The 22,736-nt window shown below is 43.7% G+C and carries 19 protein-coding genes and 1 tRNA gene; 11 read left to right on the top strand and 9 right to left on the bottom strand.

All coding sequences use genetic code 11. The features are described 5' to 3' along the window. Positions 1 to 130: 130 nt before the first annotated feature. A complete protein-coding gene (locus CKK33_RS09240) occupies positions 131 to 1,153 on the top strand; it encodes a class I fructose-bisphosphate aldolase (protein ID WP_095703829.1) in 1,023 nt (340 codons plus the stop codon). A 63-nt stretch (positions 1,154 to 1,216) separates the two neighbouring features. On the opposite strand, the gene CKK33_RS09245 is transcribed toward CKK33_RS09240, so the two are convergent. The 3 genes from CKK33_RS09245 to fbp form a co-directional block, all read right to left on the bottom strand. Continuing rightward, positions 1,217 to 1,693, bottom strand: a complete 477-nt coding sequence (locus tag CKK33_RS09245; protein ID WP_095703830.1) for a hypothetical protein — start codon at positions 1,691 to 1,693, stop codon at positions 1,217 to 1,219. Positions 1,694 to 1,789: 96 nt separating this feature from the next. Further along, positions 1,790 to 1,861, bottom strand: a tRNA-Arg gene (locus tag CKK33_RS09250). 78 nt (positions 1,862 to 1,939) lie between these two features. Continuing rightward, entirely contained in the window at positions 1,940 to 2,983 is a 1,044-nt protein-coding gene (gene fbp, locus CKK33_RS09255) for a class 1 fructose-bisphosphatase (protein WP_095703831.1), read from the bottom strand. A gap of 405 nt (positions 2,984 to 3,388) precedes the next feature. Between fbp and CKK33_RS09260 the strand changes: the two genes are divergently transcribed. Both CKK33_RS09260 and CKK33_RS09265 read left to right on the top strand, forming a co-directional pair. Continuing rightward, entirely contained in the window at positions 3,389 to 4,246 is an 858-nt protein-coding gene (locus CKK33_RS09260; protein WP_095703832.1) for an RNA polymerase sigma factor RpoD/SigA, read from the top strand. A gap of 294 nt (positions 4,247 to 4,540) precedes the next feature. Then, entirely contained in the window at positions 4,541 to 5,023 is a 483-nt protein-coding gene (locus CKK33_RS09265) for an Lrp/AsnC family transcriptional regulator (protein ID WP_095703833.1), read from the top strand. 35 nt (positions 5,024 to 5,058) lie between these two features. Here the strand turns inward: CKK33_RS09265 and CKK33_RS09270 are convergent, their stop codons facing one another. Then, positions 5,059 to 5,583 carry a DUF6702 family protein gene (locus CKK33_RS09270; RefSeq protein ID WP_095703834.1) on the bottom strand — a complete coding sequence of 175 codons (525 nt, stop codon included), beginning with the start codon at positions 5,581 to 5,583 and terminating at the stop codon, positions 5,059 to 5,061. Between the two features lie 64 nt (positions 5,584 to 5,647). Between CKK33_RS09270 and CKK33_RS09275 the strand changes: the two genes are divergently transcribed. The 3 genes from CKK33_RS09275 to CKK33_RS09285 all read left to right on the top strand — a co-directional run bounded on the left by CKK33_RS09275 (position 5,648) and on the right by CKK33_RS09285 (position 12,160). Further along, on the top strand, positions 5,648 to 6,226 hold the full coding sequence (locus CKK33_RS09275) for a HupE/UreJ family protein (protein WP_095703835.1): 579 nt from the start codon (positions 5,648 to 5,650) through the stop codon (positions 6,224 to 6,226). A gap of 31 nt (positions 6,227 to 6,257) precedes the next feature. Then, positions 6,258 to 8,654, top strand: a complete 2,397-nt coding sequence (locus CKK33_RS09280; RefSeq protein WP_095705805.1) for a M1 family metallopeptidase — start codon at positions 6,258 to 6,260, stop codon at positions 8,652 to 8,654. A 239-nt stretch (positions 8,655 to 8,893) separates the two neighbouring features. Beyond that, positions 8,894 to 12,160 carry a TonB-dependent receptor gene (locus tag CKK33_RS09285; RefSeq protein WP_095703836.1) on the top strand — a complete coding sequence of 1,089 codons (3,267 nt, stop codon included), beginning with the start codon at positions 8,894 to 8,896 and terminating at the stop codon, positions 12,158 to 12,160. 294 nt (positions 12,161 to 12,454) lie between these two features. On the opposite strand, the gene msrB is transcribed toward CKK33_RS09285, so the two are convergent. Further along, positions 12,455 to 12,973 carry a peptide-methionine (R)-S-oxide reductase MsrB gene (msrB, locus tag CKK33_RS09290; RefSeq protein ID WP_095703837.1) on the bottom strand — a complete coding sequence of 173 codons (519 nt, stop codon included), beginning with the start codon at positions 12,971 to 12,973 and terminating at the stop codon, positions 12,455 to 12,457. Continuing rightward, positions 12,974 to 13,600 carry a peptide-methionine (S)-S-oxide reductase MsrA gene (gene msrA / locus CKK33_RS09295; protein WP_095703838.1) on the bottom strand — a complete coding sequence of 209 codons (627 nt, stop codon included), beginning with the start codon at positions 13,598 to 13,600 and terminating at the stop codon, positions 12,974 to 12,976. It lies immediately after the preceding gene. A gap of 165 nt (positions 13,601 to 13,765) precedes the next feature. Between msrA and CKK33_RS09300 the strand changes: the two genes are divergently transcribed. Further along, positions 13,766 to 14,620 (top strand): oxidoreductase, encoded by an 855-nt coding sequence (locus CKK33_RS09300; RefSeq protein WP_095703839.1) that lies wholly within the window; start codon positions 13,766 to 13,768, stop codon positions 14,618 to 14,620. Between the two features lie 208 nt (positions 14,621 to 14,828). Here CKK33_RS09300 and ychF read toward each other — a convergent pair whose 3' ends face one another. After that, positions 14,829 to 15,932, bottom strand: a complete 1,104-nt coding sequence (ychF, locus tag CKK33_RS09305) for a redox-regulated ATPase YchF (protein WP_095703840.1) — start codon at positions 15,930 to 15,932, stop codon at positions 14,829 to 14,831. 195 nt (positions 15,933 to 16,127) lie between these two features. On the opposite strand from ychF, the gene mgtE reads away from it, so the two are divergent. Both mgtE and CKK33_RS09315 read left to right on the top strand, forming a co-directional pair. Then, complete coding sequence (gene mgtE, locus CKK33_RS09310; protein ID WP_095703841.1) at positions 16,128 to 17,498, top strand: magnesium transporter; 1,371 nt, start codon at positions 16,128 to 16,130, stop codon at positions 17,496 to 17,498. Positions 17,499 to 17,595: 97 nt separating this feature from the next. Next, positions 17,596 to 18,087: a DUF5362 family protein gene (locus CKK33_RS09315; protein WP_095703842.1), complete on the top strand. Its 492-nt coding sequence runs from the start codon at positions 17,596 to 17,598 to the stop codon at positions 18,085 to 18,087. Between the two features lie 78 nt (positions 18,088 to 18,165). On the opposite strand, the gene CKK33_RS09320 is transcribed toward CKK33_RS09315, so the two are convergent. Beyond that, positions 18,166 to 18,486, bottom strand: coding sequence for a DUF3276 family protein (locus tag CKK33_RS09320; RefSeq protein WP_095703843.1), 321 nt, complete (start codon positions 18,484 to 18,486; stop codon positions 18,166 to 18,168). A gap of 120 nt (positions 18,487 to 18,606) precedes the next feature. Further along, positions 18,607 to 20,394 carry an ABC transporter ATP-binding protein gene (locus tag CKK33_RS09325; RefSeq protein ID WP_095703844.1) on the bottom strand — a complete coding sequence of 596 codons (1,788 nt, stop codon included), beginning with the start codon at positions 20,392 to 20,394 and terminating at the stop codon, positions 18,607 to 18,609. Between the two features lie 250 nt (positions 20,395 to 20,644). On the opposite strand from CKK33_RS09325, the gene CKK33_RS09330 reads away from it, so the two are divergent. Beyond that, the gene (locus CKK33_RS09330) at positions 20,645 to 21,730 is read left to right on the top strand and encodes a Glu/Leu/Phe/Val dehydrogenase (RefSeq protein ID WP_095703845.1); all 1,086 of its coding nucleotides are present in this window, start codon (positions 20,645 to 20,647) and stop codon (positions 21,728 to 21,730) included. Positions 21,731 to 21,779: 49 nt separating this feature from the next. Beyond that, positions 21,780 to 22,727 carry a transcription antitermination factor NusB gene (nusB, locus tag CKK33_RS09335; RefSeq protein WP_095703846.1) on the top strand — a complete coding sequence of 316 codons (948 nt, stop codon included), beginning with the start codon at positions 21,780 to 21,782 and terminating at the stop codon, positions 22,725 to 22,727. Positions 22,728 to 22,736: the final 9 nt, after the last annotated feature.

Consider the following 22,736-nt stretch of genomic DNA (forward strand, 5'->3'; position numbering starts at 1 on the left):
CTGTAAATAGAAGGCCGCATACTTAACTATGCGGACTTTAAATTTTTGTCAGTTTACTGCAAGGTATCGGTTTGATTTCAAACAAGGTGGCTGTATCATGGTTTAAGGTATTAGTTAATCATCAACCCAAATGAATTTAGCTGAATTAAAAAGTACCGCAAGCCGCCTGATGGCACCTGATAAAGGGCTTATTGCTATGGATGAAAGCCTTTCTACTATTAATAAGCGTTTTGAGCCGCTGGGCATCCCGCTAACCGAAGAGTACAGGCGAAAATATCGTGAGCTGATTGTAACCACCCCAAACCTGGGCGAATGTATAAGCGGAGCCATATTATTTGATGAAACCGTACACCAGTCTACCGCTGATGGTAAACCTTTTTTAGATGTGCTGAAAGAGCAGGGAATAGTTGCCGGTATTAAGGTTGATGAAGGTGCTGTGGATATGGAGGGTTTCCCGGGCGAAAAGATCACAGAGGGGCTTGATGGGCTTGCCAGCCGCCTGGCAGATTATTACAGCAAAGGATTGCGTTTTGCCAAATGGCGCGCGGTAATTACTATAAAAGAAAATACACCTACTGCAGCCGCCATAAAAGCAAACGCCTTTAACCTGGCCCGTTACGCTTCACTATGCCAGCAGGCGGGACTGGTGCCTATTGTAGAGCCTGAAGTATTAATGGATGGTAACCACACGCTGCAGCGCTGCCAGGAAGTAACCACAGAGGTTTTGCATGCGGTTTTTAACGCTTTATACGAGCAGCGTGTTGCTTTTGAAGGGATGATATTGAAACCCAACATGGTGCTGCCCGGGGCGGACGCATCGGTACAGGACGATGTTACGAAGGTTGCCGATGCTACCACACAATGCTTTTTACGTTGCGTACCTGCCGCGGTACCGGGCATAGCGTTTTTATCAGGAGGGCAGGAGGCCGAGCTGGCTACCGAGCGGCTTAACGCCATGCATGTGCAGTATGAGCAGGTGTTGCCATGGGCGCTTACCTTCTCGTTCTCGAGGGCACTGCACCAGCCTGCGCTGGAAAAGTGGGCCGGTGATGATGCCAACGTAAAAGAAGCACAGGATATACTCTACAAAAGGGCTTATCTAAATAACCTGGCTCGCCGCGGCGAGTACACTGCTGATCTGGAAAAACACTAAAAAATTGTTAATGACAAAGGCCTGTATATACAGGCCTTTGTTGTTTCATTTCACGGCAAAATGCTATTTAATTAAATTCACAGTAGCTTCATAAGAAGTATACGAGGCTGGTTGTGCAACTAGTCCCTCCCTTTTGTAAGTTAACTGATTGAATCCAAGCTTAACGTCTGTATAGGTAAAATCAACGACATTGCGCCATTTATAGTTACTGCTGAGTCCGGAATATTGTACATTGGTAAAGTTTAACTTGTTGTCAGCAAATACATAGCTAAATTTTGTATTCTCGTCGCCATCGCTTTTGAAAGTTCCGGTTCCATCTGTATTAAAGGTAACTACGGTATTTGTTTTATCTTTTTCGTTATAACTTGTTATCAGATTACCAGCTGCATACATGTCATAATCTGTGTTATCAATTTTCCAGGTACCTTCAAGTTTGGAGTTTTCTTTAACTGGAGTTGGTGGTGTTGCAGCGTCTTTTTTGCAGGAAAAAGTGCTTAAAAACAGTATAAAAATAGCAAAAATGAGTTGGAATTTTCTCATGATAAGGTATGAACTTTAGGTTTTAATTTCAGTAGTAAAAAGAAAATAGTTAGGTAAAACTTCAAAAAAGTTTACCTAACTATCAAATAATTACCGTGCACCCGACGAGATTCGAACTCATATCATCAGAACCGGAATCTGACATTCTATCCATTGAACTACGGGTGCAATAATGCATGCAAATATATAAAAATAGTAGTATCCGCCCACAGGCATTATTTCATAACGTGCTTGAGTGGGCTTATGTTATGCCGAAAGCAACGGTTCGGCCTCGGCGAAGGAGAGCACACCGGCGTCAACCATAAACTGCTCGGCTTTTCTTACCATATTTTCGGAGCCAATAAAAATGGGCGATCGCTGATGCAGTTCGGTAACATCCAGCTCCAGTATTCTTTGGCTGCCGTTGGTTGCCCTGCCACCGGCCTGTTCAATAATAAAGGCCATAGGGTTGCATTCATATACCAGCCGTAGTTTGCCGTTAGGTGCCGATGCCGTTACCGGGTATATAAATATACCACCCTTGATGAGGTTACGGTGCAGGTCGGCCACCATAGAGCCGATGTAGCGCGAAGTATAGGGCCTTTGCGTAAGCTTATCTTCTACCTGGCAATATTTAATGTATTGTTTTACACCTTTCGGGAAATGGATGTAATTACCTTCGTTTATCGAGTAAATGGTACCATCGGCAGGTGTTTTCATGTCGGGGTGGGAGAGGCAGAACTCGCCAATAGAGGGGTCTAAGGTAAAGCCGTTTACGCCTTTTCCTGTGGTGTACACCAGCATGGTTGATGAGCCGTAGATCACATAGCCCGCGGCAACCTGTTGTGTGCCTTTTTGGTAAACATCAGCCAATGATGCCCGGCGGCTGATATCGGTTTTTCGGTAAATAGAAAAAATGGTGCCGATGGCTACATTCACATCAATGTTTGATGATCCGTCCAGCGGGTCAATCGCTACAATGTATTTGGCATTTTTAGCCACCGGTGTATCAATTAAAATAATATCTTCGTTCTCTTCTGAGGCTACTATGCAGCATTCGCCCCCGCTTTTCAGGGCGTTGATGAATTGCTCATTGGCAAAAATATCCAGCTTTTGCTGGTGCTCGCCCTGTATATTGGTGCTGCCGGCCTGGCCCAGTATATCCATCAGTCCGGCCTTGTTTACCTCGCGATTTACAATTTTAGCGGCTATGCCAATATCACGTAATAGGCGCGAAAGTTCGCCCTTGGCATACGGGAAATCTGCCTGTTTTTCAATAATGAACTGCCCCAGTGTTTTTACTTTGCTCATGTTACTTAGTGTATAAAGTACAATTTATAATTAGGGGTTATGATCAAACATAGGGATAATAACTATCTATAAACAAGGTTAAAATGGCGGTTTGTTTTTAAGATATTTTAAGAAGCTGATTTTACTTAGTGTACTGAAAATTTAATCATTTTATGATTTTTATGCTTGGTTGTGCAGATGATTATTCTGTTTTTAACATTTAAGCATGTCGTTTTTAGAAAAATTTTTCAAAAAACCCCTGTAAACCATTTATTCATCCAAAGTTATGCTTATCTGTAGCATGTGTTTCTGCATATCCTGACATTTGGTTTAAACCAAACTATAAAAAATTAACTATTCAGGCAAGGGAATCACGGTGACGCGCATTGCGCTCACCGGTGTATTCCCCGGAAAGGAGTATTACGTATGAGGAACCTGGAAATTACGCAAAACATAACCGACCGCTCATCGCAGGTGGTTGAAAGCTATTTGAAAGACATAGCAAAGGTTGACCTGGTAAGTGTTGATGAAGAAGTGATGCTGGCCCGTAAAATAAAACAGGGCGATAAGGCTGCTATGGAGCGTTTGGTGAAAGCCAATTTGCGTTTTGTGGTGTCGGTAGCGAAAAAATACCAACACCAGGGCTTGCCTCTGGCAGATCTGATCAGCGAGGGTAATACTGGGCTTATTATGGCTGCGCACCGTTTTGACGAGAGTAAAGGCTTTAAATTTATCTCATTCGCGGTTTGGTATATAAGGCAGGCCATTATGGATGCTATATCCTTATATACACGTACGGTAAGGCTTCCGGATAACCATATCAATATCCTCACCAAAATGAAAAAGCATGAGAGCGCCCTGGAGCAGCAGCTACAGCGCGACCCTTTACCTGATGAGCTGGCCGAATCTATGCAGGTGCAGGCCTATAAAGTAAAAGATTCTATCATGTACAGTGGTCGTACGATGAGCATGGATATGCCTATTGGAGGCGAGGATAGTGATTTTACCCTATCAGACCGCTTGCCTGATGCCGGGCAGGAAGACTTTGGTACCATGGAAACCGAATGCCGCAATTACCATGTAGAAAAACTATTAGCGCAGTTAAGCACTAAAGAGCGCGCGGTTATTGAATTAAGTTTTGGTTTAAAGGGCGATTACAGCCTTACGCCTATTGATATCGCCTCCAACTTTGGCATATCATCAGAAAGAGTGAGGCAGCTTAAAAACTCGGGCTTAAATAAACTGATCGAGCTGGCTTCGCGTAAAATGGCTTTGTTTTATTAAAATATAACAAAAAAGGCTGTCGTGATGAACATGACAGCCTTTTTCCTAACTAACTAAACTATTTACTAAACCAACTTAACAAAAAGCTTGGGGGCTTGTTTGTAAGTTACTTAATCAAAGCTCCCATGGGTTAACTACTCCCTCTTTAACTAAGCACTGCAAATGTCGGTAGTAAAGTAATATCATCTGTAAAAATTTGTTTATTTGGTAAATAAATCTTTAATTTAGCAAAATGGTAGTTAAATAATCTTTTAGATAGCTGCCAAACCGTGCTTTTTAGAAAAAAATCATCCTATGTTAAATTCGCTTGATAGTACTGATATACGCATTTTGCAGCTTTTGCAGGAAAATGCCCGCCTTACCAATAAGGAGATAGGCGAAAAGCTGAATAAAACGCCTACACCTATATACGAGCGGATAAAGAAATTGCAGGAGCAGGGATATATAAAAGGCTATGTGGCTATACTGGACCATAAGAAGATCGACCGCGGGCTAATGGCCTTTACCCAGGTACAACTGCGCGACCATTCGGCATCAAACCTTAACCATTTTGTAGAGGAGGTGGTAAAGTTTGAGGAAGTACTGGAATGTTACCAGATGTCGGGCGGGTTCGACTTTTTTCTGCGCGTAGCCGTAAAGGACCTTGATACCTATCACGATTTCCTGATGAAAAAGCTATTCAATGTAGTACCGCTTGGCTCAGTACAAAGCACTTTTGTGTTAAAAGAGGCTAAGCGCGAAACCAGTTTCCCTATATCACTGCCTAAGCATAAATAGGCAGTATTTCAGCAAAGCCAATTTAAGTTAATGAGTTAAAATGTTTGCGTTACCTGTTTGTCGGGCGCATCCAGCCGGGTGCTTTTACGGGTGCCATTAACGGTCATGTGTACAATGTTCAATTGGTCGGCATAAAGGCTTTGCAGCAGGCTCACTTGTGCATCAATAGTTTTAGGCGTGGCTACCTTTGGCGATTCCAGGTAGGCATTAACGGTAGCGTTACTTATCTCATAGCCCAGGTAGTTGAGCGGCAGCGAAGATGAATTAGCCTTTAGCTGCAAACGGCTGCTGATGTAGTTTTTCACCAGAGCATCCATCGCTTTATGCATATCGGCACGGTTCAGGTCAATCTTCGTATGAAATTCCTTTTGCAGGGCCAACTCAAAATCATCCGTAAAAATGGTGCAAACCACTTCCATTTGTTTATCAGCGTTATTGTAGCTGATATCTGTAGTGCTCACATGCAGGGGATGAAAATTTACCGGGGCAGGTTTCCAGGCAACTAAAGGCCCTAAAAGTATGTAACAATATAATATAGATTTACCTAAAAAAGCAGTCATGTTAGCCTGTGGATAGTTTTATAGCTGAAAGCTGCTAAATTTACGCTTTCATTTAAAAAATATTATGTCTGATATTGGTTTTTATTTCGGGCTGGGATGGAAACACATTATCAGTACCGATGCTTTAGACCATCAGTTGTTCATTTTAGCGCTGGCATCGGTTTATACTTTTAAAAATATTAAGCAGGTACTTATACTTGTAACCGCTTTTACCATAGGGCATTCATTAACACTGGCACTCAGCGTGCTTGATGTGATACGCTTACCGGGTAAATGGGTAGAGTTTTTAATACCCTGTACCATTATTATTACAGCTGTTAACAATCTTTGGCGGGCTGGTAAAAGAAACGGCAGCGTAAATGTAAATTACTGGCTGGCACTTTTCTTTGGTTTGATACACGGTATGGGTTTCGCCAACAGCATCCGCATTATGCTGGCTAAAGACGAAACCATAAGCTGGGGGCTTTTTGGTTTTAACCTGGGGCTGGAGGCGGGGCAGATAGTAGTAGTAGCTGTTATACTGATACTGGCCGCGCTGTTTATTGATAAGTTAAGAGTGGCCCGGCGCGACTGGGTGCTTTTTATATCGGCCGGGGTATTTGCATTATCCATACAAATGGCATTTGAAAGGTTGCCATTTTAATTTAAATTTGTTTACCAATCACATAAAACATATGAAGCGAATTTTTACCAGCTTTTTATTTACAGTAAGCCTGGCAACGGCCGCCTTTGCCCAGGACATACAAAATAACCCTGGCAGCAATCATGGCAATAAATTTGAGCAGTTAGGTACTATCTTAAGTACGCCTAATGAGCAGCGCACGGCAAGCGGTGCGCCGGGTGCTAAATACTGGCAGCAGCGGGCCGATTATAACATTAAGTGCGAGCTTGATGAAAAAAACCTTAAGCTTAACGGCACCGAAACTATTACCTATTACAACAACTCGCCCGATCCGCTAACCTATATTTGGTTACAACTGGATGAGAATGAGCATAGCAGCCTGCGCAACTCGGGTTACCAAAGCAGCTCAAGCATGCCGCGTGCTACTACTACACAAAACATTGATAAGAGTGCCGTACGTAACGGCGAAGATGATAACGGTTTGGGCGATGTAATTACCCGCCTTGTTGATGCTACCGGCAAAAAGCTGAGTTATACCATCAACAAAACCATGATGCGTATTGACCTGCCTGCACCTTTAAGGCCCGGCGCTCAGTTTGTATTTACAGTTGACTGGAACTATAAAATAAGCGACCGAATGACAGTTGGCGGCCGTGGTGGTTACGAGTACTTTCCTGAAGATGGCAACTACCTCTTCACCATGACGCAGTGGTACCCGCGCTTGTGCGTTTACAGCGATTTCCAGGGATGGCAAAACCACCAGTTTACCGGCCGCGGCGAGTTCGCGCTTACCTTCGGTAATTTCCGTGTGCAGATGACTGTTCCGGCAGACCACGTGATTGGCGGCACAGGCGAATGTATCAATTACAGCGCTGTGTTAAGCCCTGCTAAACTGGCCCGTTACAACAAAGCTAAAACGTCATCGGTACCGGTAGAGATTGTTACCCTTGCTGAGGCCAAAGCTGCTGAAAAAGCGCCTTCAACTGCTAAAAAGACCTGGGTTTTCCAGGCCAACAATGTGCGCGACTTTGCCTGGGGTTCATCGCGCAAGTTTGTTTGGGACGCTATGGGCGCCAAAGTTGGCGGCCATAATGTAATGTGCATGAGCTACTATGGTAAAGAGGCTTATAACCTGTACAGCAAATACTCAACCCGTTTAGTTGCGCATACTATTAAAACCTATTCTGATTTTTCTATCCCTTATCCTTACCCTGTAGCGCAATCTGTTGAGGCATCAAACGGTATGGAGTATCCGATGATATGCTTTAACTATGGCCGTACAGAAAAGGATGGTACTTACAGTGAAAGCACCAAGAACGGTATGATCGGTGTAATTATCCATGAGGTAGGCCATAACTTCTTCCCGATGATCGTTAATAGCGACGAGCGCCAGTGGACCTGGATGGACGAAGGCCTTAACTCGTTTGTTGAATATCTGGCCGAAGAACTTTGGGATAACAAGTTCCCTACTAAAAAAGGAGCCGCGTATAACATTATTGATTATATGAAGCTGCCTAAGAATGAGCTGGAACCTATCATGACCAACTCTGAAAACATTGTGCGCTTTGGCCCTAACGCTTACAGCAAGCCCGCAACAGCGCTAAACATTCTGCGTGAAACCATTATGGGCCGTAAGCTATTTGACTTCGCCTTTAAAGAATACGCGCGCCGCTGGGCGTTTAAACACCCTACACCTGCTGATTTGTTCCGTACCATGGAAGATGCCAGCGGTGAAGACCTCGACTGGTTCTGGAGAGGCTGGTTCTACGGTACCGACCCTGTAGATATCTCGCTCGATTCGGTTAAATACGCTAAGGCCGACCTGAACGCCAAGCTGCCTGCTATGCGTCCACGCGGTGCACAAAAAGTTGCGCCTCCGGCCGTTAATGATTTTGATGACCTTTCTAAAGTGCGCAACCGTAATGACAAGAACATCAGGTTCCAGACAGACCTGGACACTGCCACGCACGATTTTTACTGGAAGTACGACAGGGGAATGGTAAAAGTAGATACCGCCAAATTTGAGGCCATGGTTAAAGCGCAGCCTGCTCCACAGCCTTTCGCGACCGAGCCATTAAACGATGCGGAAACTGCCAAGTATAACAGTAAGTATTTTTACGAACTTAACTTCAGCAATAAGGGTGGTTTGGTAATGCCGATCATTGTGGAATTTACCTACAAGGACGGCACCAAATGGGTTGACCGTATCGCGGCACAAATATGGCGCCTGAATGAGAAGAACGCTTCTAAATTTTACATACTGGATAAGGAAGTGGCCTCTATAAAGCTTGATCCAATGCGCGAAACCGCTGATATTGATGAAAGCAATAATTACTGGGGTAAAATGCCTGAGCCGTCAAAGCTGCAGCTGTTTAAACAGAAAAACGGCGGGCCGGTTCGTGGCCAGTCGTCAGGGATTAACCCTATGCAGGTAGCTGCCTCAAAATAACACGCAAAAGCAAACGTAAAAAGCCACGCCCAGAGCGTGGCTTTTTACGTTTGTAACGTTTGCTTAACATTATTAAATGTTTGCTTAACATTGAAATAACATATTTAAATGTTTAAATAACTGAAAATTAGTTCTTTAGGTATTTTTTCTAATCTCTTTCTAATGCCATTCTAATCTTTTGGTAACCAACTCTTAACATTGACAGGGGACTTTTGTGGTTAGAAAAATAACCCCAAGAAATGAAAAAGTTTTACCTTATTATCTTAGCACTGTTTTTTGCCGTTGCAGCCAACGCGCAGATCACAACGGCCACAATTAGTGGTAAGGTTGTAGATCAGAAAGGTGTTGCTATGCCTGGTGTAACCGTATCTGTTGTTAATAACAGCACCGGTACCCGCTACGGCTCGCAAACCAATGCCGATGGCCGCTACACCATCCCTAACATTAACCCGGGTGGCCCTTACACCATTAGCGCCACCTTTGTAGGTTCTAACAAAGACGAGCGTACGGATGTTACCCTTAGCCTGGGTAGCGCTACATTCAATTTCAAGCTTACTGATGCTACCACTAACCTTAAAGAGGTGAGGGTAACCGCCAGCGCGGGCGGCACCAAAACCGGCGCCAGCACACGCATCAGCCAAAGCCAGATCCGCAATATGCCTACTATTAACCGTAGCTTACAAGATCTTACCCGTACAACCCCTCAAAGTAACAATAACTCATTCCAGGGTACTAACTTCCGTTACAATAACGTAACTCTTGATGGTGCCATCAACAATGATGCTATCGGCTTTAGCCCTTCATTGGGTGGTCAAAGCAATGCGTCTGGCCAGGTAGGTAGCAGTACACGTACCAGCCCTATATCATTAGACGCGATACAGGATATACAAGTGTTGGTTGCTCCTTATGATATTAAAATTGGTAACGTACTGGGCGGTAGTATTAATGCGGTAACTCGTAGCGGTACAAACGATGTAAGCGGCGCTATTTATGGTTACGGCCGCGGCGCTTTCCTGGTAGGCCCCAATAACGCTTCAGCAGCTGCAGGTGGCGATGGTTCTAAACTGCCAAGCTCTTTCCACGATTATCAAACCGGTATCCGTTTAGGTTTGCCTATCATCAAAAACAAATTATTCTTCTTCACCAATGAGGAGATAGCTCGTAGACAAGATCCTGTAATTCGCGGTGCAGATGGCACAGGCTCAACCCAGATCTTATCTTTAGCTGACGCTCAAGCTATATCAGCGAAATTTGCTGCTGCCGGTTTTGACGCAGGTACTTACCAAAATACCAGCATCTTCTCAAGGTCAAACAAGTTCTTCAATCGTTTAGATTGGAACATTAATGACAATAACCAGTTAACCCTTCGTAACAATACTATCAGCTCAACTGCCACCAACCTGGAGCGCGATCAGCAAAACTTCCGTTTCGGTGGTATTGATTACACCTCGCATAATAACTCAACATCAACCGTTGCCGAGTTAAAATCGAGATTATCAAATTCTGTAAACAATAGTTTAGTGTTAGGTTACTCAAATGTTCATGATTATCGTGACCCTAATTCAAACCCTGCGTTGCCACAAATAGAGATCACCGGCAGAACTCCTGGTACAACTATCTTCCTGGGTACCGACCGTGAGGCAGCTATTTTTGATATGCGCCAGAAAACCGCTGAGTTTACTGATAACCTTACCTGGACTAAAGGTAAACACAATTTTACCTTTGGTACTCACAATGAGTTTTATAACATTACCTATAACTTTGTTAACTCCTGGAACGGTCGTGATGCATTCAAAAGTGTTGCGGATTTCTTAGCTGATAAACCTTCACGTATACGTGCTAACTATAATTACACAAATAATACCCGTGATTATATTTTAGCTAATCCATCTGCACAATTTAAAGTAAACCTGTTAAGCTTATACGGCCAGGACGAAATACAACTAACAGACAACTTTAAATTAACAGCGGCCCTGCGTGTTGATTACGCTAACGTGCCTGACAAACAGCCATTAAGTACTAAAACTACTAACGCTCCGGTTGACCTTAACTACGGTAATACCTTTACTTATACCAAGCCAAGGGATATTAAACAAAACTACCTTAATAACTACGAATTTAACCCGCGTGTATCATTCAACTATGATATAAACGGCGACCAGAGTGTTATTTTACGTGGTGGTAGCGGCTTATTTACCGGTCGTGTTCCGTTTGCATGGTTTGGTTACGCCTTTTACAATAACGGTGTTACCTATGGTGCTTATGATGGTAACCCGCCTGCAGCAGGCCCAACCATTGTTAAGGCTCCGGCCAACGGTGGTGCACAAGCAGCACAAGACAGAGGTGTTAACATTACCAATGCTGCCGGTGCAACTCAGGTTGACCTTATTGACAATAAATTTAAAATGCCTCAGGTATGGAGAAGTAGTTTAGCCGTTGATTACAATACCCAAGATCAGTGGAAATTTACTTTGGAAGGTATCTACACCAAAGTTATTCATGACTTAAAATTCCAGCAGGTAAATACAAAAGATAGCGTAGCTTATTATCCTTACGATACGCAAAAACAACAGCCTATTTTCGTTAACCAGAAGATTAATCCGCTGTATACGAATGCTTACCTGTTATCAAATACCAGTCAGGGCTATCGTTATAGTGTAACAGCACAGGTATCTAAGAACACGCAATTTAATCCTATGAATGCGTTGAGCTTTATGGTTGCCTATACCTATGGCCACTCAAAAGATGTTACCAACGGTATACGTAACTCAATGGAGTCAAACTGGCAGTTGAACCAGGCGCTTAACCCTAATAACCCTGGCCTGGCTAATTCAAACTTTGATATCCGTAACCGTATTGTTTCAACAGTTAACTTTAGGCACGATTGGGATGCCGCCCACAACCTGGTAGCTAACTTCAGCTTCTTCTTTAGTGCACAATCTGGTAACCCGTATACTTACGGTTTCTACCCAAGCGCAATTGATGGTACCGGCCAGCAAGTTAGCTTGGCTTACATACCCAAAAAAGGCGAAACAGTTAATTTCTTCAGCGATATAGCAGCTACCGCTACAGCACCGGCACAAACTGCCGCACAACAGGCAGCTGCCTTTGATGGCTTTATTGATAACAATAAGTATTTGTCATCACGCCGTGGTAACTTTACACAGCGCAATGCGGCTTTCACTCCGTGGAACAACCAATTGGATTTCCGTTTCGCGCAGGACTTTAAATTTGGTAGCGGTAAACACAAACAGGTAATTACCTTTACCTATGACATTGTTAACCTTACCAACTTGTTGAACAAGAAATGGGGCCAGTACTATTTCTCAGCTAATACTTTCAACTCAACCGCAAGTATTGGTTTAACTAAGGCAGCTACGCCAACATTTGGTAATGTTGCCACAACGTATCCTAAATACACATTTGCCGATCCTGGACTACCATATTCAGTTGATCTGTTTGCTTCACGCTGGCAAATGCAGTTTGGTTTAAGATACGCTTTCTAACGGATTTTTTATCACTCGTTCTTTATACTTAATTTAATCAAAACGCCCGTTACGCAAGTAGCGGGCGCTTTTGTTAGTACTCACCAGGTCATCGCAATTGCTCAACCACCCTTTCTTCGCTTTGCGAAAAGAGGGTAATAAGAAGTAGTAAATATCCTCATCCTCTTTGAGCAGCAGAGAGGGCCGACAAGCCGGAGGCGAAGTCGGGGTGAGCCAATAAATAAAGGTCCTCTCCAATCGGAGAGGACCTTTATTATGTAAAACTCTTTCAGCGCAAAAACGATGGAAAATTATTTACTTCCCTAACCCGTCAGGCTCAAAATCAAGGGCTATAGAGTTCATGCAATAGCGTTTACCGGTAGGCTTTGGGCCATCGTCAAAAATATGCCCCAGGTGCGAGTCGCAACGGGCGCAAAGCACCTCAGTGCGGTCCATACCATAGGTATGGTCTTCTTTATATTTTACCGCGTCCTTACGTACCGTTTCAAAAAAGCTTGGCCATCCGCAGTCGCTCGCGAATTTAGCATCCGAGCGGAAAAGTTTGTTACCGCATACTGCGCAGTAGTATGTGCCTTTAGTAGTTGCGTTCCAAAATTTTCCGGTAAACGGGCGTTCGGTAGCGGCCTCACGCGCAGTAGCATAAAGCGCAGGCGGTAGTATCTTTTTCCATTCGGCATTTGAAACATTCAAATGCCGGGTATCGGTATTAGAATAGTAAGGGTTATTTGCATGCCCCTTGTTGCTCTTAAGGTTTTGTGCCGATGCCACGGTGAAGCCCAGGCAAACGGCCAGTATCATGATGGTGCGTTTCATTTAGCTTTTTAATTTGTTTTTAAACACTTTTTTAAATTTCTCCAGCTCGGGTTGTATCACATATTTACAATAAGGCTGGCTACCGTTAAGGTTATAATAGTTTTGGTGGTAGTTTTCGGCCTTGTAAAAAACAGTGTATGGAGCCACCTGGGTAACAATCTTACTTTTGTACACCTTTTCGGCATTAAGCTTACCAATATAGTAGTCGGCCTTTTGTTTTTGGGCGGCGTTATGGTAAAATATAGCCGAACGATACTGCGTACCCACATCATTACCCTGGCGGTTAAGCTGGGTAGGGTCATGCGCTACAAAAAAAGCTTCGAGCAATTCGTCGTAGCTGATAACCGATGGATCGTAAACAATATTACAAGCCTCGGCGTGCCCGGTATTGCCGGTACAAACCTGCTCGTAACTTGGGTGTGGCGTTTTCCCGCCTGTAAAGCCAGATGTTACGCTTTTAACGCCACGTAATTGCTGAAATTTAGCTTCGGTACACCAAAAGCAACCGGTGGCAAATGTGGCGGTGTCGAGCTTTGCAGCAGGGGCTTTAGCAACAGGCTTATTGCCAGCAAATGCCGACGCAGCAAATAATATGGTAAAAATAAATAGAGCAATTTTTTTTATCATGGTTTAATAATATTATGGGTGTTTTATAACTAACGAGATTTATGACCGATTGAATTTCTAAATTAATGGTTTTATCAGGTTTATGATACCCTGCTGACAAAAACAGCGCTATTATATAAAACCCTTAACAGGCGAGATGGGTTTAAATTATAAATATCATCAACCATGGAAAATAGAAATGCACCTGTGTGGTTTATCACCGGTTGTTCCACCGGCTTTGGCCGCGAGCTTGCCAAATTGTTATTAGATAAAGGTTATCATACCGTAATTACAGCACGTGATCCCGAGAAAATAAAAGACCTTGCCAATGGCCATGAAGATAATGCCCTTGTATTAAAACTCGATGTTACCGACAACGCACAGGTGAATGATGCGGTTAAACAAACACTCGATAGATTCGGGAAGATAGATGTGTTGGTGAATAATGCAGGATACGGCTATTTTACCAGTATTGAGGAAGGGGAGGAGGAGAAAATACGCGACCAGTTTGAAACTAATTTTTTTGGACTGGTTAGCATGACGCAAGCTGTATTGCCCCATATGCGCGAAAGGCGCAAAGGCCACATCGTTAATTTCTCATCCATAGGTGGTTTGCGTGCGTTTACATCAACAGGTTTTTATCATGCCACTAAATTTGCTGTTGAGGGCTTGTCAGAATCACTGTCGCAAGAGGTAGCACCGCTGGGTATAAAAGTTTTACTGGTTGAACCCGGGCCTTTCCGTACGGATTGGGCCGGGCGCTCTACGGCACGAACCGAAACGCAGTTGGATGATTATAAAGATACCGTTGGTAAACGCATGGCTACCAGCCTTGAGGGCAGCGGCAAACAAGTGGGCGACCCTGTACGAGGCTCACAAGCCATTATTGATGCTGTTGAAGATGGCGACACCAAGTTGCGTTTATTGTTGGGTAAAATAGCCCTTGATCTGGCTAACGAAAAGCTCGATATGCTCAAACAAAACTTTGAAGCTTATAAGGATCTTACCCTCGGTGCGGATTTTCCTGAAAATGAAAGGTAAAACTCCCGTCGTTTACATAAATTAAAAGCAGTGCTTCGTTTCGATAAACGTGGTACGGTAATAAAAAGAAAAGCCCCAAACTGGGGCTTTTCTTTTTATACTTTTCTGTCATTTCACCTTGCTTTCGCTCGAAATAACACCTTTCTTTATTAATAGAAAAGCCCCAATGAGGACGTTTCTATTTTATTTTGCATCAGGGTTTGATCGCTTACACGTTAAACCTAAAGTGCATAATGTCGCCATCCTGCACAATGTATGTTTTACCCTCAATGCCCATTTTGCCCGCTTCTTTAATAGCGGCCTCAGAGCCATTATATTTTACAAAATCTTCGTATTTAATTACTTCGGCGCGGATAAAGCCTTTCTCAAAATCGGAGTGGATAACGCCCGCAGCTTGTGGCGCGGTAAAGCCCCGGGTGATGGTCCAGGCGCGTACTTCCTGTACCCCTGCAGTAAAGTAGGTAGCCAGGTTAAGCAACTTGTATGCGGCTTTTATCAGCTTGTTCACGCCAGATTCGGCCAGGCCCAGGTCGTCCAAAAACATCTGGCGCTCCTCAAAAGTTTCCAGCTGCGAGATCTCTGATTCTATCTGCGCGGAGATGATCAATACTTCGGCATTTTCGTCTTTAACAGCCTCACGTACTTTTTCTACGTAGGCGTTGCCTGTGTTTACTGCGCTTTCGTCAACATTACAAACGTATAACACTGGTTTGGCAGTGAGCAGGTGCAGGTCTTCAATGTATTCTTTATCCTCATCAGCAACCGGGGCCGTACGTGCAGATTTACCCGAAAGCAAGTGCTCGCGGTACACCAGCGCCACTTCGTAAGCTTTTTTAGCTTCTTTATCGCCGCCGGTTTTAGCCATCTTCTCTACCTTTTGTATCTTCTTTTCGATAGATTCAAGGTCTTTCAATTGCAGTTCGGTATCAATGATCTCTTTATCGCGGATAGGGTCAACAGAACCATCTACGTGTATCACGTTATCGTTATCAAAACAGCGTAAAACGTGGATGATGGCATTGGTAGCACGTATGTTGCCCAGGAACTGGTTTCCCAGACCTTCGCCCTTGCTGGCACCTTTAACAAGGCCGGCAATGTCCACAATTTCGATAACGTTGGGAACAGTGTTTTTTGGATTTACGATCTCAACCAGCTTGGTAAGGCGCTCATCCGGCACGGTGATTACGCCAACATTTGGCTCAATAGTACAAAACGGAAAGTTAGCCGCCTGCGCCTTAGCATTTGATAAACAGTTAAAAAGTGTAGACTTACCCACGTTTGGCAAACCTACTATACCACATTGTAAACCCATTGTTTATTTTTTGAATCAAGATTTCAAGAGTCAGGAATCAAGAAAAGAATCTTGTCTCCTGATTCTTGTTTTCCTGCCTCTTTTAAAAGCGCAAAGATAACAGAAAAAATGCCTTGAAATTTGAAAAAATAAACGACTTTTGCGGGCGGAAAAACCGTAGGTAAACAGGTATTAACATGTAAAATTGATAAGCGTATGGAAGAGATGGTTGAGCAGGTAGAATTGTTACTGGAACAAAGTGATCATAAACAGTTACAGGAATATTTGAACAACTTAAATATCTCCGACGTTGAAAGCCTTATTGATGAATTACCTGAGCACGGCGCCAAGTTTATTGAAACGCTCAATATAAACCGTGCGGTGAATGTTTTCCGTATTCTTGATTTCCCTACGCAGGAGCGTATTATCAAAAAACTTCCGGGTAATAAAATAAGTGAGCTGATAAACGAACTGCCGCCCGATGATCGTACGGCGCTTTTTGCCGAGCTGCATGGCGATGCCGTTAAAACCCTTATTTTGCACCTGTCTCCGGCCGATAGGAAAGAGGCCCTTGTACTTTTAGGTTACGAGGAGGATAGCGTTGGCCGTTTAATGACGCCCGATTATATTGCCGTTAGAAAGAGCTGGGATGTAAGCCGGGTGTTGGCGCACATACGCCGCTACGGTAAAAATTCTGAAACTATCGACGTGATATATGTGATAGGGGATAACGGCGTGTTACTGGACGATATCCGTATCCGTGAGATATTACTGGTTGACCCGGAAACTAAAGTAAGCGAACTGATGGACGGGCGCTCGATATCCCTGCGCGCCAGCGACCCTCAGGAAGAGGCGATCAACGTGTTCAGAATGAATAACCGCACGGCGTTGCCGGTTGTGGATAGTGAGAACATACTTTTAGGTATAGTAACGGTTGACGATATCCTTTGGATAGCCAACGAAGAATATACCGAAGACATCCAGAAAATTGGTGGTACTGAGGCATTGGATGAACCCTACCTGGATATCAACCTATTCAGGCTGGTAAAGAAAAGGGTAGGCTGGCTCATCATATTATTCTTTAGTGAGATGCTTACCACTACTGCCATGGGTTATTTTGGCGATGAAATAGAGAAAGTAGTAGTGCTGGCCTTCTTTGTACCGCTCATCATATCAAGTGGTGGTAACAGCGGTTCGCAGGCATCAACCCTTATAATACAGGCCATGGCTTTAGGCGAAGTAACCATAGCAGATTGGTGGCGGGTAATGCGGCGCGAAATATTGTCGGGCCTTATGCTGGGCGTAACCCTGGGTACCATAGGTTTTTTACGTGTGGCGGTATGGAGCATGTTTAGCCACGTTTACGGCCCTCACTGGCTTCTGGTAGGCTTTACGGTTGGTTTTTCGCTTATAGGTGTGGTGCTTTGGGGGTCATTATCAGGTTCCATGCTACCGTTGTTGCTAAAGAAACTAAAGTTTGACCCTGCAACTTCTTCCGCTCCATTTGTGGCTACACTGGTTGACGTAACCGGGCTGATCATCTATTTCAGCGTAGCTGTTATGTTTATGAAAGGCGTGCTGTTGTAGAACGTAATGAGCCGTATCATTGCTTTTTTAGCATTTTTTGTTGTTCACATTGGCGTAATTTATATCTTTAAAGAAAATAATTTAACACCTGAACACAATGGAAATCAACGAAAACATTCCACCGGCGGTTGCGCCAACGCCTGAGCCGAACATGATCTTAACGGAAACGGCGCAGTTTTATTTACAAAAGGCCGGTAAATGGGCCAGCTTCCTGGGTATCATGGGCTTTATTGGTACCGGCTTCTTAGCTATTGCGGCTTTATTTATGGGTACCATTTTTACCACCATGGCTACTATGAACCCTATGATGGGTGCCGCGGCTGGTATGGGTAGCCTGGTAACAGTTTTTTACCTGTTGCTGGCAGTAGTAAGTTTCTTCTTTGCGCTGTATTTATACCAGTTTGGCAGCCGCGTAAAGGATGCTATCGCTTACAGTAATACCGAGCAGTTAACCAGCGCGTTAAGTAAGCTTAAAGCATTCTTCCAGATGTGGGGCATTATCACCATTATTTATATTGTGTTAATGGTGCTGATATTTATCTTTTCCATATTTGCTGGCATTGGCGCCGCATCTATGATGAACAAGTAATATCGAAAAAGACATTAAAAATAAAACCCCGTCCTTTTCAGGCGGGGTTTATTGTTATTATAGATTTACAGTTAGTTCTTAAAAAGAAAAGTCTTCATCGGCGCCGGCAGTTTCGGTGTTCTCGCTAAACTCGTAGCGTTTCTCAACCACTTCCTGGTGTTGTTTGATGTAATCAACCGTGTCTTTTAAACCTTCGGCAAATTTTTCAAAGTCCTCTTTGTATAAAAATATCTTATGCTTAATAAACACACCATCCTCCAAACGTTTTTTGCTTTCGGTAATGGTTACATAATAATCATTACCCCTGGTGGCTTTAACGTCAAAAAAATAAGTTCTTTTACCGGCTCTTACCTTTTTTGAGTAAACTTCTTCGCGCTCTCTGTTGTCAAAATCTCCCATAAATTTGCTTAGTGTAATAGTTTTGGTGCCCTAAATATATACAAAAGTGTTTCAATTGCAAGGGTGTAATAGCATTTAGTATATATTTATTAAAACTTTTACGCTAATTTTCTGTATAGGTTACATCTTTTCCTCTTCTTCAAGCAGTTGTTTCTCGTATAATTCGAAATAAGCGCCTTTAAAATCCATCAATTCGGCATGGGTACCGCGCTCAATGATCCGGCCTTCGTCAAGAACCAATATCTGGTCGGCATTTTTAATGGTAGATATGCGGTGCGAGATAATAATACTGGTTTTGCCCTGCATAACCCGCCCCAGGTTACTTAATATTTCTTCCTCCGTACGCGTATCAACCGCCGAAAGGCAATCATCAAATATTAATATCTGCGGTTGTTTTACAATGGCCCTGGCTATGCTCACACGCTGTTTTTGCCCGCCTGAGAGGGTTACCCCACGCTCGCCTATAAGGGTATCGAAACCCTGCTCCAATTCCATAATATTGCTGTATACGGCGGCATCGCGGGCCGCCTGTTCAACGGCAGGCATATCCAGCACATCGGCGCTGAAAGCGATGTTATGCGATATCTTATCAGAAAACAGGAAAACTTCCTGCGGTACAAAACCTAACTGCGAGCGATAGTTGTTAAGGTTAAGGGTATCAATACGCTCATCATCAACAGTAATACTGCCCTCGCTTACATCATACATCCGCATAATAAGGTTGGCGATGGTGGATTTCCCAGAACCTGTGCGACCAATAATAGCCAGCATTTCGCCTGCTTTTACGGTAAATGAAACCTCTTTTAGCGCGGTAATGCCTGTATCCGGATAGTTAAAGGTAACATTATTAAACTCCAGCTTACCTTGTACCTGGTGAGTAGCACGGCTGGGAGAGGTGATCTCTGGTTCCTGGTGCAGGAACTCGTTGATACGTTTTTGCGAAGCGGCTGCTCTTTGTATAAGCGAAGTTACCCACCCCAGTGATATTACCGGGAAGGCCAGCATATTAAGGTAAACAATAAACTCGGCTATGTTACCCGGTGTAATATTGCCTTTCATTACTTCAACACCGCCAATGTACATGGTGATCACATTGCTAAGCCCTATCAACAGCAGCATCGATGGAAAAAATACCGCTTGCACCTTAGCTAAAGCCATGCTTTGTGAGCGATAATCTTCGCTTTCATCGGCAAAGCGTTTCCTTACAAAACCTTCGCGCACATACGAGCGGATCACCCTGATGCCCGAAAAATTTTCCTGTACAAAGCTGGACAGGGCCGAGAGGCGCTGCTGTATCTTTTCGCTGCGGTACTCTATAATCGTATTTACATAAAAAATAATCACCGCCAGCACAGGTAAAGGGAGTACCGAAAATATGGCAAGCCTTACATTTACCATCAGCATGGCATATATCACCAGCACAAATAGTATAACGGTGTTAATGGAGTACATGATGCCGGGGCCAAGGTACATGCGTACGCGACTTACATCTTCGGTAACGCGGTTCATGAGGTCACCGGTATTGTGGCGGCGGTAAAAGGCAAGCGACAGCACCTGGTAGTGCGCGTATATCTCGTTCTTAAGATCAAACTCAATATGCCGCGACATCAGGATAATGGTTTGCCGCATAAAGAACAGAAAAAGCCCCCTTAATAAAGCCAGCACCAATACCAGTACGCCAAAAAGCAGCAAGCTGGAGCCGAAGATATCATAGATCATCTCCTGGCGGTTAAAGCCTGAAAATAATTGATAAACGCCTATATTTTCGGTTACGAGGTCAAACGCCACGCGAATAACCTGGGCCGGTAATACAGCAAATATGTTGGAAATAATAACGAACAGGATGCCCGGAACAAGTCGCCAGCGGTATTTGTAGAAAAATTTATTGAGGTAAGCGAGGTCTTTCATGCGCGTATCAAAAGTACGAAATGAAGCAACAACCGTGTGCTGCCAATTGATTTAATTAATTACGCATGACTCACCCCGGCACCGCTTCGCTGGCCGACCTCTCTGCTGCGCAAAGAGGATAAAAGAAAGACACTTAAAGCAAACTCCCCTCTTTGCGCAGTAGAGAGGGGCAGGGGGGAGTTACAAATAACTTGCTGCAACCAAAAAAACCGCTACTTTTACAAAGATTTATCAACACTTGCAGATACGAATGTCCGCTCAGCAAACAAACGATAGTATTTTTAGTCAGCTCGATGCTTATGGGCATAAAAAAGTGGTGTTCTGCAGCGATACAGATACCGGCTTAAAAGGCATCATTGCTATACATGATACTACTTTAGGCCCTGCTTTTGGCAGTACCCGCATGTGGACTTACCGCTCCGAAGCCGAGGCGTTATATGACGTTTTGCGCTTATCAAAAAGCATGACTTACAAATGCGCTATTGCCGGCCTAAACATGGGCGGGGGGTATTCAGTGATCATTGGCGATTCGCGCCGTGATAAGACTGAGGCCATGATGCGCAAGTTTGGGCGCTATATTAAAAACCTAAACGGCGAATTTATTACTTCAGAAGATGTGGGCACCAGCCCACGCGATATGGAATATATCCGTATGGAAACGGAACACGTTACCGGCATCCCCGAAAGTTTGGGTGGTAGCGGTGACCCGGCTCCTGTAGCTGCAAAAGGTGTATTAATGGGTATTAAGGCGGCTGTAAAGGAAATGTACGGTAATGATACCATCACCGGCCGCTCGGTAATTGTGCAGGGCATAGGCCACGTTGGCGAAACCCTGGTAAAACTGCTGCGCGAGGAGAATGCCAAGGTTTACGTAAGTGATATTAATGACGAGCGCACACGCCAGGTATCAAAAAAATATGGTGCGGAAGCGGTATCAAACAATTCGATATTTGATATCGACGCGGATATCTACTCACCCTGCGCCCTGGGAGCAACCATAAACTCGCAAACCATCAGCAAGCTTAAGGTGGGCATTATCGCGGGTTCGGCCAATAACCAGTTGCAGGACGAAGATGAGCATGGGAAAATGCTTTTAGATAAGGGTATACTATTTGCCCCGGATTACGTTATTAACGCGGGCGGTATCATTAACTGTTATTCGGAGTTGCAGGGCTTTAGTAAGCGCCGTACCATGCAGCTTACCGAAAATATTTATGAGGCCACCCGGAATGTTTTAAAACTTTCAAAGGCAGAAAATATTTCTACCATTGAAGCGGCAAACAAAATTGCTGAAAAACGCATTGCAGATATTAGAAAAGTAAAATCAACCTATTAAATATATCATTACGGCCGCAAGACGCAGGCTATAAATCGTTCTTACAAAAATGCTAAACAGAAGGCACCTTAGGGTAAAAGTGTTACAATCGCTTTACGCGTACCACCAGTCGGACACTAAAGACATCAAATTATTCGAAAAAAACCTGTTAAACAGTATCGATCAGGTTTTTGAAATGTACATCTGGATGCTCTCGCTTATTAACGAGACCATTGAGTATGTATCCCGCGATGCGGAAGAAAGGGCCAACAAACACCGCCCAACAGCCGAAGACCTTAACGTTAACCAAAAAATACTGACTAACCGGTTTTACCTTTCGGTATTAGACAATAAGGATTATCTGAATGGTATCCGTAAATATAAGGTTGACTGGTCTTTTGACCCCGAATTAGCCAAATCGCTCTTCACTACACTAAAAAACTCACCGGAATATGCCGAATACCTGGCTAAAACCGATGATACCATCCAAACGGATAAGGATATTATTAAATTCATCTTCAAGAAAGTGATCCTGAAATCATCACTTGCCGAGCAGGTATTTGAAGATAAATTTATTTACTGGCCTACAGATAAAGAGGTACTGCAGGCGCTGATCGCCAAAACCTTCAAAAATTTCGCTTCGGAAAATTTTGCCGAAAACAAACTGGCAGAGATCAGCAGTAATTGGGTTGAAGACCGCGATTTTGTGGTAAACCTATTTGAGCAAACCATACGCCATGATGCCGAGTATCAGGAACTGATAGCTGAAAAAACACAGAACTGGGAACCTGATCGTATTGCCATGATGGATACCTTGCTAATGAAAATGGCTATTGTAGAGTTTATTAACTTTACATCTATCCCGGTAAAGGTTACTATTAACGAGTACCTGGAGATATCAAAAGAGTTTAGTACGCCTAAAAGTAACTCGTTTATTAACGGTATTTTAGATAAGATACTTTTTGAATTAAAAGCACAGAATAAAGTACGTAAATCTGGCAGGGGATTAATTGAATAATATTAACCA

This window comes from Mucilaginibacter sp. MD40, from assembly GCF_002288635.1.
Classification (GTDB): Bacteria; Bacteroidota; Bacteroidia; order Sphingobacteriales; family Sphingobacteriaceae; genus Mucilaginibacter.

What these genes read in the sequence shown, in the direction of transcription:
- CKK33_RS09240 (WP_095703829.1), top strand. Translation starts at nt 131, where the DNA reads ATGAATTTAGCTGAATTAAAAAGTACCGCAAGCCGCCTGATGGCACCT.
- CKK33_RS09245 (WP_095703830.1), bottom strand. Translation starts at nt 1,693, where the DNA reads ATGAGAAAATTCCAACTCATTTTTGCTATTTTTATACTGTTTTTAAGC.
- fbp (WP_095703831.1), bottom strand. Translation starts at nt 2,983, where the DNA reads ATGAGCAAAGTAAAAACACTGGGGCAGTTCATTATTGAAAAACAGGCA.
- CKK33_RS09260 (WP_095703832.1), top strand. Translation starts at nt 3,389, where the DNA reads ATGAGGAACCTGGAAATTACGCAAAACATAACCGACCGCTCATCGCAG.
- CKK33_RS09265 (WP_095703833.1), top strand. Translation starts at nt 4,541, where the DNA reads ATGTTAAATTCGCTTGATAGTACTGATATACGCATTTTGCAGCTTTTG.
- CKK33_RS09270 (WP_095703834.1), bottom strand. Translation starts at nt 5,583, where the DNA reads ATGACTGCTTTTTTAGGTAAATCTATATTATATTGTTACATACTTTTA.
- CKK33_RS09275 (WP_095703835.1), top strand. Translation starts at nt 5,648, where the DNA reads ATGTCTGATATTGGTTTTTATTTCGGGCTGGGATGGAAACACATTATC.
- CKK33_RS09280 (WP_095705805.1), top strand. Translation starts at nt 6,258, where the DNA reads ATGAAGCGAATTTTTACCAGCTTTTTATTTACAGTAAGCCTGGCAACG.
- CKK33_RS09285 (WP_095703836.1), top strand. Translation starts at nt 8,894, where the DNA reads ATGAAAAAGTTTTACCTTATTATCTTAGCACTGTTTTTTGCCGTTGCA.
- msrB (WP_095703837.1), bottom strand. Translation starts at nt 12,973, where the DNA reads ATGAAACGCACCATCATGATACTGGCCGTTTGCCTGGGCTTCACCGTG.
- msrA (WP_095703838.1), bottom strand. Translation starts at nt 13,600, where the DNA reads ATGATAAAAAAAATTGCTCTATTTATTTTTACCATATTATTTGCTGCG.
- CKK33_RS09300 (WP_095703839.1), top strand. Translation starts at nt 13,766, where the DNA reads ATGGAAAATAGAAATGCACCTGTGTGGTTTATCACCGGTTGTTCCACC.
- ychF (WP_095703840.1), bottom strand. Translation starts at nt 15,932, where the DNA reads ATGGGTTTACAATGTGGTATAGTAGGTTTGCCAAACGTGGGTAAGTCT.
- mgtE (WP_095703841.1), top strand. Translation starts at nt 16,128, where the DNA reads ATGGAAGAGATGGTTGAGCAGGTAGAATTGTTACTGGAACAAAGTGAT.
- CKK33_RS09315 (WP_095703842.1), top strand. Translation starts at nt 17,596, where the DNA reads ATGGAAATCAACGAAAACATTCCACCGGCGGTTGCGCCAACGCCTGAG.
- CKK33_RS09320 (WP_095703843.1), bottom strand. Translation starts at nt 18,486, where the DNA reads ATGGGAGATTTTGACAACAGAGAGCGCGAAGAAGTTTACTCAAAAAAG.
- CKK33_RS09325 (WP_095703844.1), bottom strand. Translation starts at nt 20,394, where the DNA reads ATGAAAGACCTCGCTTACCTCAATAAATTTTTCTACAAATACCGCTGG.
- CKK33_RS09330 (WP_095703845.1), top strand. Translation starts at nt 20,645, where the DNA reads ATGTCCGCTCAGCAAACAAACGATAGTATTTTTAGTCAGCTCGATGCT.
- nusB (WP_095703846.1), top strand. Translation starts at nt 21,780, where the DNA reads ATGCTAAACAGAAGGCACCTTAGGGTAAAAGTGTTACAATCGCTTTAC.